Source organism: Chryseobacterium cheonjiense (genome assembly GCF_012927265.1).
Taxonomy (GTDB): domain Bacteria; phylum Bacteroidota; class Bacteroidia; order Flavobacteriales; family Weeksellaceae; genus Chryseobacterium; species Chryseobacterium cheonjiense.
Window position 1 is genome coordinate 100,130 of sequence record NZ_JABBGF010000001.1, and the last position, 18,600, is coordinate 118,729.

Genomic DNA, 18,600 nt, shown 5'->3' on the forward strand with positions numbered 1-18,600 from the left:
CTTTATAACATATTGCTAATTTTTTCCATGTGATTTTAAATTGTATTTTAGCAAAAAACATTTAATCATGAGTTCTGATATTATTGAAAGTCCCATTTCCAATATAACAAATCTAAAAAACAGAGTAAATAAGTTGTATGTACCTAAAACAAAATCTCTGTTACCCTTATTTGAGGTTATCAGTAATAGTATTCACGCTATTCTTGAAAAAAGAATTTTAGATAAAACTTTTGAAGGAGAAATAAATATTAATCTAATAAGAACGGGTTCTCCAGATGCATTAAAGCAATTAGATGATTTAGATAAATATCCTATAAAATCATTTGAAATTATTGACAATGGTATTGGATTTAATAATGAAAATCTAAACTCATTTAAAGAATTTGATTCCGAAAAAAAAGCAAAAATTGGAGGAAAAGGAATAGGCAGATTAGTTTGTTTGAAATTATTTTCAAAATTAATATTTGATAGTATTTATATAGAAAACAATAAATTCTATGAAAGAAGTTTTGAATATAAAAAAAATTCAAAAGAAGGGTTTGATAAATATTCAGAAAAAGAAGTTTTCGGAAATTTAAAAACAGGCACAAAGGTAATCCTAAATGATTTTGAAGAAGAATATCAATTAAAAGCACCTAGAGATATTTTTGATATCTCCAGACAGATTATTACACATTTCCAATTAAATTTTATTGAAAAAATAGCGCCTAAAATAACCGTTACAAACCAAAATGGAAATGAAATTATTCTGAATAACCTCTTCTCTCGTGAATTTGAATCTGAAATTCTAGATGATACCTTTTATATAGGGGAATCAGAGTTTAAAGTATACATCACCAAATCATATAATGCACTTAGCCACAAAATTCTTTACTGTGCTCACGAACGAGCTGTCAAAGATGAAGGTTTGTCAAAATATATTGAAGATTTAAGATTTGCTATTGAAGATAATACAGACAAAAACAAAAGCTACCATTTTCAAGTATTTGTTTTAGGTGATTTTTTAAATCAACATGTCAACGAGGAAAGAACTAATTTTCATTTTTCTGATGATGATATTGATGATGATGATGAAATAACTCTTGCAAAAATAAGAAGACACACAATAGAAAAAATAGAATCTCTTTTAGAGGATTTTTTAAGCAGAACTAGAAAAGAAAAAATCGAACAATATCTACCAATTATTCAAAAGGAATTTCCAAATTATAGCAGTGTTATTGAATACAACAGAGAAAAGGTTGAAAAAATTCCTCAAGGATTAACACCACATGAATTAGATGTAAAGTTGTATGAAATCGAAAGTGAATGGAAAGTAGATGTTAAAAAGGAAGGCAAAAAACTTTTAGAAGATAAAAAAGACATAACTAAGCTAGAAGATTATAACTTTTTATATGAAAAATTTTGGTCAGAATTTAATGAAATTGGCAAAACTGACTTGGCAAGGTATGTAGTTCATAGAAGGTCTGTTATTGATTTACTTGACAGATTAATTGAATGGGATGAGAATCAAGATTTTTACAATGAAGATATTATCCATAGTTTATTTTTCCCTATTAAGGAGGATAAAAAAAGTGTGATTCATGACAAACAAAATTTGTGGTTACTAGATGAAAGACTAACCTTTAATAACTTATTGGCATCCGATAAAACATTTAAACAAGTACAGGAATTAAATTCAAATTCTGGAGATAGAATTGATTTAATCATAAAACAAGAAGAAGTGTTTGATAAAGCAACATTATTTTCAGAGGATAAGAATCCTCAAGAATGTTTTACTATTATTGAATTTAAAAAACCTTATCGAAATGATTATCAACATGGTGATGTTAAAAAAGACCCAGTGAAACAGGTTAGAAAATACATGAAAGAAATTGTTGAAGGACAAGTCAAAAAAAATGGTCGAAAAATAGAAGCGGGTAAAACAACACCATTTTATTGTTATATTATAGCTGATATTACAAATACATTGGAATCAATTTTAATTGAGGAAACTTTTACTAAAATGCCAGACGGGATGGGATATTTCAGATTTTATAGCGAAGAAATATTACCATATAAAGCCTATATTGAAGTTTTACCTTTCAAAAAAATAATTAAAAATGCGAGGGAGAGAAATAAAATACTATTTGATAAGCTAAATATTCCGAGCTCCTAAAAATTTAGCAATTTAGCATTAAAAAGTTTCTCATTTCCCTGAGAGACTTTTTTCATTTTGGGGCAAATAGGTAGATAATATATTGACAAAAATGTATTTGTTTCAAATCTGATTTTTCAACACCCCACCAAAACCATAAAGATTACTTACCTAAGACACAATAGACTTGTAAGAATTTACAAAATGAATCAAACTTTGTAGTTTACAGCAAATGTATAATAACTTATAAAACCATTGCAGATACCCTCTTTTTCTCAGTTTTTCACATTACAGATATGATATAATTTCCATTAGTACGTTTTTAATCAAAAAAAGCATAAAAACATTTCATTCGTTATTATTGAAAATCAAACCATTATGCACATTAATTCATAAAGATTAAAACAAGTGGCGCAATATCTATTGTTATTATTGACGCAATGCGTAAACTAGAAAGTTATAAGCAATTTTACCAAAAAGCTGTCCAAAAAATAGCGAATAAATTTCCGTAAATTTGGTTAAAACTAATTAAAGAAATGGAATATGACTTCTCAAAATTAAATGACAGAGAATTTGAAAGTTTAGCGGCATCTGTAATTGAAAAAACATATAACTTAAAAGTTGAGATATTTAAGTCTGGAAGAGATGGAGGCGTTGATGGTAGATTCTGGATTGGAGATAAGAAAGAAGGAATCATACAATGCAAACATTATTTTTCAACTTCTTATTCTCAATTAATTTCAAAATTAAAAAACGAAGAATTAGCTAAAGTAAAAAAGCTAAATCCTAATAAATATATATTTATTACCTCAAAAACACTTTCTAGAATAAATAAAAAAGAAATTCTAAATGTTTTTAAACCATACATTCAAAATGAAAGTGATATTTGGGGACAAGAAGATTTGAATTCATTCCTATCTAAAAGAGAAAATCAGGACGTTGTTGAAAGAAATTATAAACTTTGGATTACTAGTACAAGTGTTTTAGATATTCTAATTAACAACGCAATAAAAGGCAGAAGTCAATTCACAATACGAGAAATTGAAGAGAAATCTTATAGATATGTTGTCACTGAAAATCATAATAAAGCATTTAAAATCTTAGAAGAAAATAATGTTATAATTCTGACTGGTGAACCAGGTATCGGTAAAACTACTCTTGCGGATAATTTGGCAATTCTATATACAGCAAAAGGTTATGAGTTCTGTGATATAGAAGAAAACATTACCGAAGCAGAAAGTTTGTATCGAGAAAATGAACAAAAAAAAATTCTTTTTTACTGTGACGATTTCTTAGGAAGTAATATTTATGACGCTATTAACAATAAAAAAGATTCTCATATTGTCAAATTTATTAATAGAATTAGAAAAGATAATAGTAAAAAATTTATTCTTACATCACGAACAAATATTTTGAATAAAGCTTATAGTTTAAGTCATATTTTTCAAAATTTAAAAATAAGAGATAACGAATTTCTTCTTACAATTGAAAATTTAACTAATATAGATAAAGCTAAAGTTTTATATAATCATATTTATCATTCAAAATTGCCAAAACAATTCATTGACGTAATTTATAAAGATAAAGGATACAAAGATATAATTAAGCACAGGAATTTTAACCCAAGAATTATTGAATTTATAACCGATTCTTCTGTTATTGGTAATATTAAATCAGAAAACTATTGGACATACATTCTTCAAAGTTTAAATAAGCCAGAAGTTATCTGGGAAGGATATTTTCAAAATCAAACTGATGATTTTGTAAGAACTCTTACATTTTTAACCGTTTTTAATAACGGTAAAATATCTGAAGAATATTTGAGAGATTCTTATAATACATATCTAAGAATACACCCTTTAAATTTCGGAGACAATTCTGATAAAAGTTTTGAATCGGTAAGAAAACTAGCTACAAAATCATTATTAAATAGAAATCAAATTGGAAACGAAAAGTATGAATATGTTTTATTTAATCCTTCTATTGCAGATTTTGTTTTAGGTGCGTACTCAAATGAAATTGATTTAATTTGTAATATTTTTAAATCATTAAATTCACAAGTATCAATCGATTATTTACATACTTTATTGAGGAATAACAAAATTAACAAAGTTTATACAAGTAGAATACTCGAAAATCTTTTTGATTTCTTTTATGAAAGTAAACTTAATGATGAAGATTGGGATTTTTTAATTGCCCTAAGTTCTATTGACATTTTTAATGATGCAATCAATAAAAGATTAGAAACCTTTTTAAATATTATAATAACTGCGGATAGACCCAGTGGTGAGAGATTATGGGAATTATTATTCATTTTAACAGAATTTGAGCCCAAAATTAAATTTCAAAATTTCGAATTTCTTTATGGTTTTATTGATGATGTATCTGATGAAGATACATTAAAAAGGTTATTAGATTTTGTTGATGAAAATGATATTGATGATGAAAGTATCCTTATGCAAATTAATATTTTACTTGATAAATACTTGCTAAGTATTGTTAATGATAATGATTTGGATATCGATTATTCCAAACACATAACAAATTCTTACAACTATTATGATGGTTATTATGAGCCAGATGTTGACATAAATGGTATCGAAGATGAAATAAGACAAAACCTTGATTCGTTTTTAGATGGCTTTAATGAAAATATACTTGATAAAATTTCTTTTTCCACATCAGACATATTATCAAATATTGATATAGATTCAAAAGTAAATAGATTTTTAGAAAATTATGAGCCAGATTATGACCGTGATAGTCACGGTGGTTTTTATTTTGGAGGTTCAAGTGAAGATGATATCGATGCAATATTTGAACGTTAATTACTTAAAAAACTGCCTACAACATTGGCTTAGCAAAATGCAGGTTAAGTGCAAAATTGAACTTCTCGCCTTTTTAGCCGCCAAAAGCTGTTTGCTTTTGTTTTTTTATTAAATTTACCAAAAAGCTCACAGCTTTGGTTACGTTTGGGTCTGAATTGAACTTTCGCTCAATTCAATCCTGTACTTCGCCAAGCTGCGGCTCCTGAGCTGTCATTTATGGATACTCCGAAAGTTACAGAAAGTTATTTCAAAGAGCGTGAGGGCGTTCTAAAGGTTGCCTTAGAGTTGAACTCTAATGGGTATGTATTTCGTGAAACTTCAAATGGTGATATCGGAATTGACGGACAAATAGAACATGTAAACGAACAAGGAGAAGCAACAGGGAAAATAGTTGCAGCGCAAATAAAATCAGGAAATTCTTACCTAATAGACAAGGGAGACTATTTTGTATTTTATCCACACGAAAAACATAAAAACTATTGGTCAATTTTTCCACTTCCAGTAATATTATTGGTATATTATCCAAATGACGGTAAAATATATTTTACAGATGCTCGATATCAACTTAACATTCCAGAGCGAAATCAAACGTATATAACATTAGATAAGAGTTCCTTCCTAAACAATCTGACAGCGAAAAATATTTTTGAAACAATTGGAGATTTAAATGTTCCTTATTATCCCATTGAACAAGTATTTTCCAAAATGGCAAAAAACATATGTCCAAACCCTACCTTTCATATTAGTTATCTAGATTTATTTACACAAGGGCTGACAAACTTATGCAGACATGTTTATTTCAGTATGGATTTAGCCTTGAAAATTGCAGAATACTATAATGAAACAGAATATGGACTGGGATTAGGTTATAGTGAATATGAATTTTTACATGGGTATGCAAAGTTTTTGATGAACCAAAACCTTGCATCTATTGACTATTCGGACTATCTTATTGACTGGAAAGAAAGACAATTACAGCCAACATTTATTGCTCCATTAACAGTTAGGGGACGTGAACTTTTAGAATTTATTAAGATTACAGAAAGCAAGTTTAAGTCAGAATTACCACCAACAACTCTGGTAAGAGAGAGGTATATTAAAATGCAATTTCAAACTCAAGATGATTACATGAGATTAGACCTAGGAAAAAAATTACGAGAAATAATAATAAAAACGAATAGCTAACATAGTATCGCCAAACCGTTAGCCGTAATTGTAAAACCCAACTTTCTTATTAAATGATAATAGATGAATTAAAAGAACTCCTAGATGAATTTCTAAATAGATGGACAATTGAAAATATTGAGAATTTAACACTTCAACAATATGTTGGTTTACACAACAAAGATACATTTTGTCAATGGGTCGAAACTAAAACTAGAAAGCTTGGGAGTATTAAAGGAATGACATCTATTAAGTTTGGAATCTATGAAAGAAAAGACCCAAATAAAAAACCAAAAAATTACGAAAATGATGATAAATATTCGTGGTTAAAAGGTTATGGAGAAAATAGAGAATTAGCTTTTACAAAAATAAAGACTGATATTATCAGTATCATTAAATTATCAGAATTAGGAAAGTTTTCAGAAATTGATGAAATAATTTTGCCCGATTTATTTAAATGGAAAGTTGCATTTTTATATTCTAATGAAAGATTAATACCTATCTACAAAAGAGATGTTCATTTCAAAATCGCACATCATTATGGTTTATCAGTTAATAAAAAAACTAGAATTTCGGAAATACAAAATTTAATGATGCTCAATAAACCTGCTCACTTAGATGTTTATGCATTTATGTGGCAACTCTTTGAAAAATTCGGCAAAGAGGATGAAAAAAATGAAATATTTGATATAGAAAGTACTGGTAAGAAATCTAGAAGAAAAAGAAGAGCCACAAAATCAAGGAATTCAACTACTCAGTTAAGAACTGTTACACGTTCATATGTTGCTGAACAAAAGCATAATAAAATCCAAGAAGCATTAGTAGAAATCCTTTCTGACAAATATGGAGAAGAAAATGTAATACTTGAAGAAAATTTTGTTGATATCAAATTAATTCAACCCGAATTCACTAATTTTTATGAGGTGAAATCTTCGTCTTACGCTTCTGAATGTATAAAAGAAGCTCTAGGTCAAATTTTACTTTATTCATTTTATGATAGTGATATCCGTAAGAAAAATCATATAGTAGTAGGACAATATCCACCAACCGAAAATGATAAAAAATACATTGAATTTATAAAGCAAAACCTAAAATTAGACTTTGAATATATAAATGTAGAAATTCAATAAATAAAACAACTACGCTAACAAGGATTTAGCGCAATGGCGGGTTAAAGCAAAAAATTGAAGTTTCGGCATTCTATTGCGCAAAAGCCAATTATATTGACTTTTTCTTAAATTTATTCAATAAATTGTCTTTTACTTTACTGTGTTGCTAGATTGAAACTTTCGCTGCAATTTCCAACACTTACTTTAAGCCCAGAAATATTAAGCTTTCAAAGCTAACAAAGCAAATCTTGTTCACCCCTTTGACCAGCTCAGGATAAACTCCAGCTTCGTTAGCTTTTTTGCTATTATAGGTTTATTATAGAAATATTTTAAAGATAGAAGAGGCTTTGATAAGAGTCTCTTTTTTTGTGGGTGATGATGCACGAACCGTTACATTTTCACTAAAAAACAAACTGTCATATAATTACAAAAATTCATATCTTCGTACCTCAAATTTTATCGAAAACGAAAAAGCGTTAATAATTATTCTGCCAATAGGAATCTGGTAAATTCAAAATAAGGAGTAGAATGATAAGTTGAACGCTCACGTCCATATATTACGGGACGTGGGTTTCGCTTATTTATTCCTTATGGCTTACCAGAGCCTCTATTGGTAAATAAGAGTTACGAGCCTGCGTCCTTTTTCTATTATACAACCCAAACAAAACCACACTTTAGGCTCGAGTGATACAAAATCACTATGAAAAAATTATTATTATCAGGAGCAATGGTACTTTTGAGCACCTTGTGTTTTTCCCAAAACTATTATTTCTCACACAGAAAGGAAAGTATAAAATATACAGATAGCTATGGACAAACGCAATACAAACTTATTGCAGATGAAACCTCTAATTACAAGTTTTATTTTGAAGTATCTTCCGATGGAAGAGCCACTCAACTTTTCACAGTTTATGATAATGGACAGGAAGCATATTGGGCGGCTGAAATAAAAAAATCAGGATATAAAGAAATTGGAGGTACAATTTTCAAACAATCACTTTACTATAACACCAACTCCAAACAGAACATTTACGTATTTGTTTCTCAGGATTACAAGAAAATTATTGTTATGGATAACGATGGATTAGCTGAATATTATTAAGATGGAAAAGAAAACAATTCAGGTTGACCGCAACATACCTAAATCAATATTAATAGGCTTTATATTGGCATTTGTGAGTGTTTTTGCAGTAGAGCATTTTAGTACATTTTCATATATCCCCAATTTGAATATCCCTAGTACAGATAGTAACGGAAAGATTGTTTTGAGCGGAACATACGACACCCGAACAACTCCCGTAGGTGCATTGTACCAAACTACACCTTTCGGAACAAAGATAGACTTACCTACAAACGGAATGATGTGTAGTGAGCTACTGTATGATTCTGAGTTTAAAAGTTATTCCAACAAAGGCGTGTTGTACGCAAAATCTGTATTTAATGATTACAAATATCTCCTGCTATTTTGGGTAGCATACACACTAATCGTCTTGTTTTTCAAGAGATACCGTCTAAAGGTTTTGATTCTGATTCTGCCAATGTTAGGTATTAGTTGTGACAAAACTAAACTAGAACCAATTACAACCCCTAAAACAGCCATAGATGCCACAAAAACAGCCTTAAATAACCCAAGCATAGCAATACCTCAAAACCCACCTGAAACAGCCGTAAAACACTCATTTGTAGTCTTCAAGGTAAAAGACAAATACTTCGGGAAAGAATCTGTAATTATAACAGGAATATTTAACACCCCTTACACTATTAGTACGGATGAGGAATACATGATTTTAGACGATACACAGGCAAAATGCAACGCCTATCTGTTTGACAAAAACATTCTTGAAAGATACATGATGAGATTTGACAGCTATGCAGAAGCAAGTCAGGAAAAAGAACGAATCTCTAAAATCCGTAACACCACCGTATCTAATAATCAAACATCTACTCCAAAAACCTTGACCACAGAAGAAAAGGAGCAGATTATCAGAGAATGGAAAAGCATTACACCCGAAGAACACGAACAAGCCCGACAGCTACAAATGGAGCATGAAATGTGGGTTGAGGAACAGAAAAGAAATAACCAAAACTATAATTAATCTCAAAAATAAATCAATTATGAAAAAAAACGCAAAAAGTATGCTTTTTACAGCATTATCGCTAACAACTCTATTAGTAGCCGTAAATTGCTCGAGCAACAATGATGATGATAACAACACACAGCAAACAAACCCTGCAACAACTCAATATTTTCACCCTCCCATGTGGATTCAGGGAACGTGGGGCGTAACAAATGGAACAACCTCAAACAAGCTATACAAGTTTACAACAGATGATTTTATACTACTCGTAACAGGTGTAAGCGAACAGAGCATGACGGAAACAATCAAATCAAGTCCTAACGGTGGAAGTGTTGACGAAACCGTTAACAGTAATACGCAGTATAACTTTACTGTTAAATATAACATCACAACCACAACACAAAGTTTTGAGTTCAGAAAAGTTTCAGCAACTCAGATTCAGTGGAAAGATAACAGTAACGGAACTTGGTTTGACTTGGTGAAAATGTAGAATAAACAAAGCCTTGACATTATGGTGTTGGGGCTTACTTTTTATTCATGCAAACAGACATGAACAGAAGGGTTATATGGAAATCTGCTACATAGTACCAATACATCCTACAAATTTATCTAAACTATTATCTTACTTATTCTACTCTCAAACCACATCAAAACTCACTATCAGGAAAATTCGGAAAAAAAAAAAAAAAAAGGATTACGTAAAGATGTGAGATTTTGTAGAATTATATTTTTAAGCAAAAAAATTAAAAATACCGTAAAAACACCTATGCTATTTTAATTATTTTAAATTATAATTGACAAAAAAAAATAACCAATAATGTGGAAAACATAATCTTATATCTATTTTAAGTATAGTGTAAATACGCAAAGATTTAACTTTTTAATTTTCAGCTATGAAAACCAAAAGATGAGATTGAAAAATGTAAATAAATTTTATAAAAAATTAATAATATCATGGAAAACTTTAAAATTGGAAATTGGCTAATCACAGACAAAGGCATTAGCTGGAATAAAGAAAACGAACTTGAATATTTAATTGCAAAGGAAGATTTGGCAGAATCTGGACCGCAAGACAGGAGTAACATATATGATTGGTTGGTACATATGCCTACTAAGAGTTGGATAAATAAAGAAGATGTTTACGCATTAAATACAGCATTTATATATGCTATGGAGCTATATGGATTTGATTTCAATACTAATTCATTTATTGAAACCATAAAAGAGCAACAAGTAGAAATGAGATTAAAATAACACATACAATGAAAGAAATTAGACTAAAAGACAAAGAAGACAATAACCACTACTACTTATTAGAAAGTAGAGAACTTCAAGACCATGAAATTGGTGAACTCTTAAAGAAATTTCTTGATAAAGACGAAGTTGTTCGAGTCATAGAGTATGGAGGTATTAAAGCTTCTGCAAATCAAATTTTAATTATGAAGACTGACGAAAACAACAAGTTTATTAATGTCTTCAACATCCAAGATGAATCCGATATTATTTACTTAGAAAATTAATTATGGCTATAACTATAAACTCAATAAACATTTTACAAACATACCTAAGAGGAGTACTTGGTAGAGCCAATCATCATGCAGGAAATGTCGAAGGCGTTTCACTTGCATTATTAGGAGCAATTATGTGGAGAGCTGACGGTCAAATACTTGTAAAACAATATGCAGGACAACCTGCAAATATAATTTGGTTTTTTATTGGCACTAAAAAATATGTCCTGACCTACAATCATGCTATACAGAAAATTGAACTGAAAGAAAAAACACATAAAGGGAACATCTTAGCATCTTTTGACAATTCTTCGTCATACCACAATATCATAACTATTTTTGAAAATCTTTAAATATGAGCAAAATTATTATTACAAATATTCAAAAGACTGAATTTGAACCATATCAAGTTTTGAATTGTAGCGCTGATTTTTCAGTTATTGAAAAAAATCCAGATAAGTTTCAAATTTTCACCAATACAGACAATGGCTTGGTAACTATTGAACTAAACAAAGAAGACTTAAAGCAACTCTTAAATAAAATACAGGAAACATTGCGGTAATTTTATTATTCAATCTTAATTATTATCTTGGTATCTCTAAAGAGAAAAATTGGTAATGATGAAAGATTTACAGATTAGCTATCTAAGTAATCTTAGAAATTCAAATTCAACTGTTACAACTTTACATGATATTTTTCAAGAAATTAAAAGTGATAAAGCTAAGTTATTCACTCTTGAATTGAATGATTTATATAAATCTGGAAGTGAGCTATATTCAATTAAGAAAAAGAATCTTCCTGTGGTTACCTTTTGTGCTTTGTTTAAAGAGAATAATAGGAAGAAAGAGGGAATTATTAAATATAACAATATATTAGTAATTGATATTGATAAACTAGACACTCAAACGATTGAATCAATAAAACATATCTTGGATAATGATAATTTTATAATTGCTAATTGGGTCTCCCCATCGGGAGCGGGATTAAAGGGGATTATTAAATTAAAATTTAATGATGTTCAATTAACTAATGAAAATATAGACTTTCACCATAAAAGAGCATTCAAAAAAGTTTCTGCTTATTTTCTAGAAAAATACAATGTTGAACTTGACAAAAGTGGTAATGATTATACAAGGTTATGCTTTATTTCATGGGATGAGAATATTACCCTAAAAAACTCATTTTTTGAATTTGAAATTAACAACAATGAATATCTAGAATTAACAAGTAAATCAACACTTAAAACAAAAGTAAGTGTTAATAAAGATGTCATTGGAAAGAGTAAATTTATTTTACATAATGATATTGGAAAAAACTCTCAATCCAAAAAAAGAGAAATATTAAAAGTCATCAACTTTCTTAAAAAAGGAAAAAAGTCTATAACTCATTCTTATGATGAATGGTTAAGAGTAGCATTTGCAATATCAAATACATTTACATTTGATTTAGGAAAAAAATACTTTATTGAATTGAGTAAGCTAGATGAATTAAAGTTTAATGAGTCGGAATGTTTAACATTATTAGAGGATTGTTACCATAATTCGAAAGGAACTATTAACTTTAACACAATAATTCATTTCGCAAAAGAAAAAGGTTACAAATAATAGCTAATAGAGAGTACCTAGACAGCGGCTAAATTTTATTTAGTAGGTTGTTAGTGTTGACACTGTAATCAATATTGGAATTAAGTGGCAGGAACTTCAAAGACAATGTTCAGTATTTATCTTTTTAATTCAGGGACTCTCTATAGCTTATAAAAACTATAATCGTGTTACAAAGTTATTTTTCTGAAGAAAAAATATTAACTCTTATTTGTAAAATCAGAGCTAGAATTGCCAGACACCGAAGTAAAAAACATTTGGTTCACCTTCTATCATCAGATGAAAGAACAAACTATCATGTAAATCATAAAAAAAATCAAGAAAAGATAGATGAAGATTTACAATTATTAAATTCTATTTTACCACCTCGTAGAAAATGGAAAACTCTAAAAAAGCAGAGACGTTATATTAATCATCAAAAGATAGATAATATAAAGAATAATGCTGAATCTTTATACGAAACCATACGTTACTATAAAAAAAAATGCCCTAACGAATTATTTATAATAAACTTAAATAATTTTATAAAAGATATTCAAGATTCAATTTTGAATCCTAATTATAGTTTTACAGTTCCAAAAATAATTCCTCTATCAAAAAAAAATCAATCAAAATGCCGACCAATTGCGCTTTACAACTTAAAAGATAGAATCATCATCAGTCTGACAAATAAATATTTATCAGAATATTTTGACACACATTTTTTCTCAGAGTCACACGCATTCCGACCAAAAAGATTATATAATGGTAAAAAAACAGTTACATCTCACCATCATGCAATTGACTCTATATTTAAATATAAATCAGATTATGAAGGCAAAAAATTATATGTTAGTGAATGTGATATTAGTAAATTCTATGACTCAGTAAACCATACTGTTGTAAAGAAATGTTTTAAAAAATTAATTTCACAAAATCCTCTAAATATTGATTCAAATGCTGAAAGAATATTTTATAAATACCTAGAATCATATTCTTTTGTACATAATGTTAAAATTTTTAATCATAAAAAGTATTCTGAATATTGGAAACAGCATAAAATTGAAAATGGTTATTTTGGTTGGATTGATAAAGAGCTAAAAGAACTAAAATATTATAAAAATATTCATAATAATCGAATTGGTGTACCGCAAGGAGGTGCTATATCAGGACTTATTGCAAATATGGTTTTACATTTCGCAGATATTGAATTGTTGAAAAATAATGATAAGAAATTACATTATGTAAGATTTTGTGATGATATGGTAATTATTCATCCCAATAAGAAAAAATGTGAAAATTATTATCAAATTTATACTGAAAATCTAAAGAAACTAAAACTTGTTCCTCACTCACCTACAAAATTTAATTTTCATAATAAGGAAATTTTTAAAATTTTTTGGTCAGAAGAAACAAAATCCAAAAGTCCTTACAGATGGTCAAACTCATACTTAAATTCAACAAAGTGGATTGGATTTGTGGGATATGAAGTTTCTTTTAATAATGAGATTAGAGTTAGAAAACGGTCATTAAAAAAAGAAAAACTAAAACAACAAAACCTCATAGATTTGACATTACGAAGTGTTAAGCGAGGTCAAAGAAAATCTAAAGATACCATAATGGAATCAGTATGTAATAGATTGATAGGAATGTCCGTTGGAAGGGTTAACATGAGAAACTACTATCACATTGAAAATGATTTTTGTTGGGCGAAAGGATTTAATCGATTATCAAAAAATAATCATATCGCTAGACAACTAAAAAATTTAGACAGATGTAGATATAAACAAATTGCTAGATTAAAACGAGAACTTTCAAGCACAAACAATAAAAAAGAAGTTTTTATACCTAAATTCTTATTTAGTTGTATTCCTAAGATTTCAATTTTTGATTCCGAAGAAATTCGTAAAGAATTAGTATCACTCAAAATATTGACTTCTAGATTTAAGTTAACAGTTTCAAAATACGATGAAATTTGCGAAGATAGTTTTAAATTAAAACTTAGCAATAAATATATTGTAAATGAACGACTTATATTAAAAACTCTAATATCCTTTAAGGACAAAGAAAGAAATATAAATTACTATGGAAAACCTTTTAGCTATTACTTTCATCTATTAGAGAAATGATTATAACAATTCTATTTTCAATAAATTATATAATTATATAAATAAAATACGACACGTTTTGTCGTATTACTTTTATATGTTTGTCAAAAGAGTATCTGTGGATAAGATTTGAAAGAGATTAGTATTACAATTTAAACCCTAAGTCATGAAGAACAATTATAATAGTGAATTTTGGAAAGAATTCCGTGATAGCATTATTGAATCTGACGGTTATAAATGTTCAATATGTGGAAAAGAATCAAGTAAAACAATTCTTCAAGTTCACCATACAAAATATATAAAAGGCAGAAATCTATGGGAATACGCATCTGAAGACTGCGTAACATTATGCAAAAGTTGTCATGCAATGGAGCATGGGAAAATAAAACCTAATTATGGATGGGAATATATCGGTGACGAAGATTTAGGAGATTTAATTGGAGAATGCGACAATTGTGGGAGTAATATTAGATATGTTTTTCATATTTATCATGAAAAATGGGGAGCCTTAGAAGTTGGAACACTTTGCTGTGATAATTTAACTGATAGCCAAGAAGCATCTAATCTAATGGAATCAGTGAGAAGGTTTGAAAGTCGAAAAAAGAATTTTATTAATTCTATAAAATGGAAGAGCTCAGAACATTTTCATTCTATTAAGAAAAATTTATTTGAAATAAAAATTGATGAAATTGACGATTATTTTTGCCTTACAATTCATAACCAAAAAAGTAAAAAAAGGTATTCTTCATTAGAACTTGCAAAATCCTCAGCTTTTGAAGCAATTGAAAATGGCAAATTCATTGAATATTGCTTAAAGAAAAATATTTCTTTACCTGCTAAATTTAAAATTAATAATAAGCAAAAGGATAAATAATTATTATAAATGGCAATTTCAAAGGATTCACAGAAAAGAAGAAGCGATATAGAAAGATTGACTTTACACGATAGTAGGTGTAAAGCCAATTCAATCATTTTGATTTTAAGCCACTTTTAGGCACTCATCAGTATTACACCATAATTCTGATTTAAAACTCGGTAAAACGCCCTGAGAATAGCTTAAAAACAACTCCTGCACCATAGATTCCAGAACGGGAAACCAACTTTGAGTAGTACAGAAAGAATCATGTATAGTCCAAAGTGGCATATCAGGATTTGTTTCTGCAATTTGTTTTGTAATGGTATCAATTACACAATCAGATTCAACCTGTTGCAAAAGTTTGGGGAACAGTTTAAATGAATCTTTTTCATCGGAAGTCGTTTTAAAAACTTCGATACATTCGCACAACAAAGGAAAATGCTGTTTAAATATCAGATATTCTTTTGACGGTTTTTTGAGCGGAGTGTAAAGAATCTGTAATGTGAGTTTTTTCATCAAATCTCGTTTAGTCGGGAACTCTTTTACTTCTGCTTTACCAGTGTCTGAATTGTAAAATTTCTTTCTAAATACACCGTCATAATCAGGATGAATATCTGTAAAAAATGGCATTAAAAATTCATAAAATTTACCTGTCAATACTGCTTTTTTCAACGGAGCAAATTCCTCTTGAAATACCTTACTAGACGTGATTTGTTGTAATTTATGCTGGATAGTACCTATATTAACTATTCCAAACACTCTACTCATTATCTCTAAAATCTTACTATTACTCAAACTTTCCAATACCAAAACCATAAAATAGGGTTGTGAGTTCTTAATATCCAGACTTTGGATTTTTTCACCATAATACGTCAAATATGGGCGGAATTTAGACGGCATATTGGTTAGATTCGTATGCAGTCTGTTATCCGAATCAGGTTTGCGAGAAATACGGTAACATTGCTCTCTAAACATTAATGCAGTGTACCAATAGCTATATGCTTTAGCCATTATAGGATTTAATCTGTTGTAGCTCAAACTGTATTTATTGTAGCAGAACTCAGATGACAAATCATCATTCAGACGGTCAAAATCAAGGAACAGCCCATCATCAAACCATTTGGAAAGATGCGGACAGTCATTGCTGATGTCTTCTTTCAAAAGATTTTTAACCAGAAATTTATCCGTCATTTCAAATATTGAAAAATCCAAGCATTCAACACCCTCAAGATTGATATTTTCATAGTTGTATCGGTAGCGTTTACAGGTACGACCTTTTGAGTGACCTTTACCCTGCAAAAGACCAATCTTTAAAAAATACTCAAAATACTTACTGTAATTGGAATCTTTCTTTTTCAATCGTTGGGAATCCATAGGTATGTACCCCCAAAGATATGTTTTGTCTTTTTGATACGCAGGAATACTGATAACTAAACTCAGGAAGTATAGGGCATTATTCATTTTGAACCCTTTGAACGGTTGTTCTACCTGAACTTTTTCCTGAAGATAATTAACTATGATTGTAGGTAACACTACTTTCCATTTATAATCCTCATGATAAAAGGCTGATGCATTGATTTTACGGTTTGATTTTTTGCTTTTATATTGTTGCATATTTGTTTGTTTTTTTCTTTGTTTCATATTGTTTCTTGTATTAAAAAAAGGCACAGCAATAGCTCTCCATAGTTCCTTTACTACGGCTACACCTTGAATTGTTAAAATTTTTGAAGATTTAAAAAGATTTGCAGACAGGCTTTTTACGCGCGATTAAAACCATGTCTGTGAAGCAATTGTTTATATTGCTAGTAAAGGATTTTAGGCTACTTTTTTACCTTTTTTTGAGAAATAATCATCTACTTGATTCTGAAAGTCATTGAAATTATTTCTTTTGTGTTTTGTCATCCATTCCAGCAGTTCCAATCTTTTAAAGTAAAGTTTACCATTGCCAGAAGATGAATAAATGGGTAAATCTGTTCCGACACTGCTGAGCTTATGAAGATAGCTTACTTTATATCCTGTGAGTACCGCAGCTTCATTTACATCTAATACTTCTTTGTTTAAAATCGTTGACATTCGGACTGTTTCTTTCAGTTCCTTTAATTCGCTCAAAATGCTCATTAGCATTTCTTTAAATTCTGTTAAAATTTTTACCATTGTTTTTCTTTTTTATTATCCAGCTTCGTTGCTGAATCCGTTTACAAAAGTATGGCAGGAAATGCGGAAAGGTCGAGGAATACAGTATTCCGCAAAAAACAAAAACTCCCTGTATAAAGGAGTTTCAAGAGTTTTGTATTAAGTTTATGTGGAATTACTGCGGAATATTTTGCAGATTTCCGACAATTTCATTAATAGCATTGATTTTTGTTGACTTTCTATTGCCTGTTTTCACATCACTAATTATCTTACTTATGCCGTTTGGGGTTTTGGTTTTTGGGTTCTGTGAATCACCATTAGTCTGAAACTCGAATCTTTCTGCCCAGAAAGAATTAAAAAACATACTGTCCTGATAATCTTCTTTGAAGAAATCCCGTAATGAATTAATCAAAAGACCTATGTCAGACTGATTTTTACCGATTAATCTTATCCTAGTTTCGGGAACAGTATCTACATAAAAATGCTGTAAAAACACTTCTTTGGTGCAGGATTCATCAATAAATTTTTTTGACCAAAGATTTTCATGCAGTCGCCCGATAAAATCAAAATTTAACCCAAAAACAGTTTGCTCTATTGGACTTTCCGACCTTTCAGTAGTAGGTCTTATTGTTCTAGTTGTAGTCGTGACTTGAGATTGTGGTGGAACTTCTGCCGTATCATCGCTTTTTGTCCTGCTGATAATGCGTTCTATTAATGATAATTCTTCCAAAATAACATGAAAATATTCATAACTGTTGTTATGTTGTTGTTTTTCCATACCTAATTTATGAGCCGTTATTCTGTTTTTGTAGTGATTTATCTGCAAAGCTCTGTTCGTAAAAGGTCGGTCGTAATATTTTAAGATTTCTTCTGTATAGTGTATTCTTAGATATTTTTGAAAATGCTTTAAGAGTTCCTGCTTATCATTTGCTCTTACAGGAGGCAGATTTTTATTGATAAATCTGGTCAAATCATCGTCAGATTTGATTTTTAGTAATGTGTTTAATTTTTGGTAGCGAATGTCTGTATTTTGTGCAGGGTCAAGTCCAAGTTTTTCTGCTAATATTGTTGTAAGGCTTTTTTGTTCCATTTTGTCTATACT

The 18,600-nt window shown here is 29.3% G+C and carries 17 protein-coding genes; 14 read left to right on the forward strand and 3 right to left on the reverse strand.

Annotated elements, in window-relative coordinates; all coding sequences use genetic code 11:
* Positions 1 to 67: 67 nt before the first annotated feature.
* The 14 genes from HHL20_RS00495 (at position 68) to HHL20_RS00560 (ending at position 15,383) form a co-directional block, all read left to right on the forward strand.
* Positions 68 to 2,155 (forward strand): ATP-binding protein, encoded by a 2,088-nt coding sequence (locus tag HHL20_RS00495; RefSeq protein WP_169229260.1) that lies wholly within the window; start codon positions 68 to 70, stop codon positions 2,153 to 2,155.
* A 515-nt stretch (positions 2,156 to 2,670) separates the two neighbouring features.
* A complete protein-coding gene (locus HHL20_RS00500) occupies positions 2,671 to 4,962 on the forward strand; it encodes an nSTAND3 domain-containing NTPase (RefSeq protein ID WP_169229261.1) in 2,292 nt (763 codons plus the stop codon).
* 216 nt (positions 4,963 to 5,178) lie between these two features.
* Positions 5,179 to 6,147, forward strand: a complete 969-nt coding sequence (locus HHL20_RS00505; protein WP_169229262.1) for a DUF4365 domain-containing protein — start codon at positions 5,179 to 5,181, stop codon at positions 6,145 to 6,147.
* Between the two features lie 53 nt (positions 6,148 to 6,200).
* The gene (locus tag HHL20_RS00510; protein WP_169229263.1) at positions 6,201 to 7,256 is read left to right on the forward strand and encodes a hypothetical protein; all 1,056 of its coding nucleotides are present in this window, start codon (positions 6,201 to 6,203) and stop codon (positions 7,254 to 7,256) included.
* A 679-nt stretch (positions 7,257 to 7,935) separates the two neighbouring features.
* Complete coding sequence (locus HHL20_RS00515; RefSeq protein ID WP_169229264.1) at positions 7,936 to 8,337, forward strand: hypothetical protein; 402 nt, start codon at positions 7,936 to 7,938, stop codon at positions 8,335 to 8,337.
* A gap of 124 nt (positions 8,338 to 8,461) precedes the next feature.
* The gene (locus tag HHL20_RS19445) at positions 8,462 to 9,331 is read left to right on the forward strand and encodes a hypothetical protein (protein WP_185194779.1); all 870 of its coding nucleotides are present in this window, start codon (positions 8,462 to 8,464) and stop codon (positions 9,329 to 9,331) included.
* Between the two features lie 19 nt (positions 9,332 to 9,350).
* The gene (locus HHL20_RS00525; protein ID WP_169229265.1) at positions 9,351 to 9,803 is read left to right on the forward strand and encodes a hypothetical protein; all 453 of its coding nucleotides are present in this window, start codon (positions 9,351 to 9,353) and stop codon (positions 9,801 to 9,803) included.
* Positions 9,804 to 10,267: 464 nt separating this feature from the next.
* Complete coding sequence (locus HHL20_RS00530) at positions 10,268 to 10,567, forward strand: hypothetical protein (RefSeq protein ID WP_169229266.1); 300 nt, start codon at positions 10,268 to 10,270, stop codon at positions 10,565 to 10,567.
* A gap of 8 nt (positions 10,568 to 10,575) precedes the next feature.
* Positions 10,576 to 10,833 (forward strand): hypothetical protein, encoded by a 258-nt coding sequence (locus tag HHL20_RS00535; protein ID WP_169229267.1) that lies wholly within the window; start codon positions 10,576 to 10,578, stop codon positions 10,831 to 10,833.
* Positions 10,834 to 10,835: 2 nt separating this feature from the next.
* Complete coding sequence (locus HHL20_RS00540) at positions 10,836 to 11,174, forward strand: hypothetical protein (protein WP_169229268.1); 339 nt, start codon at positions 10,836 to 10,838, stop codon at positions 11,172 to 11,174.
* A gap of 2 nt (positions 11,175 to 11,176) precedes the next feature.
* Positions 11,177 to 11,383: a hypothetical protein gene (locus tag HHL20_RS00545; RefSeq protein ID WP_169229269.1), complete on the forward strand. Its 207-nt coding sequence runs from the start codon at positions 11,177 to 11,179 to the stop codon at positions 11,381 to 11,383.
* A 58-nt stretch (positions 11,384 to 11,441) separates the two neighbouring features.
* Positions 11,442 to 12,425: a BT4734/BF3469 family protein gene (locus tag HHL20_RS00550; protein WP_169229270.1), complete on the forward strand. Its 984-nt coding sequence runs from the start codon at positions 11,442 to 11,444 to the stop codon at positions 12,423 to 12,425.
* 164 nt (positions 12,426 to 12,589) lie between these two features.
* Positions 12,590 to 14,530, forward strand: a complete 1,941-nt coding sequence (locus tag HHL20_RS00555) for a reverse transcriptase/maturase family protein (RefSeq protein WP_169229271.1) — start codon at positions 12,590 to 12,592, stop codon at positions 14,528 to 14,530.
* A gap of 145 nt (positions 14,531 to 14,675) precedes the next feature.
* Positions 14,676 to 15,383: an HNH endonuclease gene (locus tag HHL20_RS00560; protein WP_169229272.1), complete on the forward strand. Its 708-nt coding sequence runs from the start codon at positions 14,676 to 14,678 to the stop codon at positions 15,381 to 15,383.
* Between the two features lie 105 nt (positions 15,384 to 15,488).
* Here the strand turns inward: HHL20_RS00560 and HHL20_RS00565 are convergent, their stop codons facing one another.
* The 3 genes from HHL20_RS00565 to HHL20_RS00575 all read right to left on the reverse strand — a co-directional run bounded on the left by HHL20_RS00565 (position 15,489) and on the right by HHL20_RS00575 (position 18,588).
* Positions 15,489 to 17,006: a hypothetical protein gene (locus tag HHL20_RS00565; RefSeq protein ID WP_169229273.1), complete on the reverse strand. Its 1,518-nt coding sequence runs from the start codon at positions 17,004 to 17,006 to the stop codon at positions 15,489 to 15,491.
* 174 nt (positions 17,007 to 17,180) lie between these two features.
* Positions 17,181 to 17,519: a hypothetical protein gene (locus tag HHL20_RS00570; protein ID WP_169229274.1), complete on the reverse strand. Its 339-nt coding sequence runs from the start codon at positions 17,517 to 17,519 to the stop codon at positions 17,181 to 17,183.
* Positions 17,520 to 17,673: 154 nt separating this feature from the next.
* Positions 17,674 to 18,588 (reverse strand): hypothetical protein, encoded by a 915-nt coding sequence (locus HHL20_RS00575; RefSeq protein WP_169229275.1) that lies wholly within the window; start codon positions 18,586 to 18,588, stop codon positions 17,674 to 17,676.
* Positions 18,589 to 18,600 lie beyond the last annotated feature (12 nt).

What these genes read in the sequence shown, in the direction of transcription:
- HHL20_RS00495 (WP_169229260.1), top strand. Translation starts at nt 68, where the DNA reads ATGAGTTCTGATATTATTGAAAGTCCCATTTCCAATATAACAAATCTA.
- HHL20_RS00500 (WP_169229261.1), top strand. Translation starts at nt 2,671, where the DNA reads ATGGAATATGACTTCTCAAAATTAAATGACAGAGAATTTGAAAGTTTA.
- HHL20_RS00505 (WP_169229262.1), top strand. Translation starts at nt 5,179, where the DNA reads ATGGATACTCCGAAAGTTACAGAAAGTTATTTCAAAGAGCGTGAGGGC.
- HHL20_RS00510 (WP_169229263.1), top strand. Translation starts at nt 6,201, where the DNA reads ATGATAATAGATGAATTAAAAGAACTCCTAGATGAATTTCTAAATAGA.
- HHL20_RS00515 (WP_169229264.1), top strand. Translation starts at nt 7,936, where the DNA reads ATGAAAAAATTATTATTATCAGGAGCAATGGTACTTTTGAGCACCTTG.
- HHL20_RS00525 (WP_169229265.1), top strand. Translation starts at nt 9,351, where the DNA reads ATGAAAAAAAACGCAAAAAGTATGCTTTTTACAGCATTATCGCTAACA.
- HHL20_RS00530 (WP_169229266.1), top strand. Translation starts at nt 10,268, where the DNA reads ATGGAAAACTTTAAAATTGGAAATTGGCTAATCACAGACAAAGGCATT.
- HHL20_RS00535 (WP_169229267.1), top strand. Translation starts at nt 10,576, where the DNA reads ATGAAAGAAATTAGACTAAAAGACAAAGAAGACAATAACCACTACTAC.
- HHL20_RS00540 (WP_169229268.1), top strand. Translation starts at nt 10,836, where the DNA reads ATGGCTATAACTATAAACTCAATAAACATTTTACAAACATACCTAAGA.
- HHL20_RS00545 (WP_169229269.1), top strand. Translation starts at nt 11,177, where the DNA reads ATGAGCAAAATTATTATTACAAATATTCAAAAGACTGAATTTGAACCA.
- HHL20_RS00550 (WP_169229270.1), top strand. Translation starts at nt 11,442, where the DNA reads ATGAAAGATTTACAGATTAGCTATCTAAGTAATCTTAGAAATTCAAAT.
- HHL20_RS00560 (WP_169229272.1), top strand. Translation starts at nt 14,676, where the DNA reads ATGAAGAACAATTATAATAGTGAATTTTGGAAAGAATTCCGTGATAGC.
- HHL20_RS00565 (WP_169229273.1), bottom strand. Translation starts at nt 17,006, where the DNA reads ATGAAACAAAGAAAAAAACAAACAAATATGCAACAATATAAAAGCAAA.
- HHL20_RS00570 (WP_169229274.1), bottom strand. Translation starts at nt 17,519, where the DNA reads ATGGTAAAAATTTTAACAGAATTTAAAGAAATGCTAATGAGCATTTTG.
- HHL20_RS00575 (WP_169229275.1), bottom strand. Translation starts at nt 18,588, where the DNA reads ATGGAACAAAAAAGCCTTACAACAATATTAGCAGAAAAACTTGGACTT.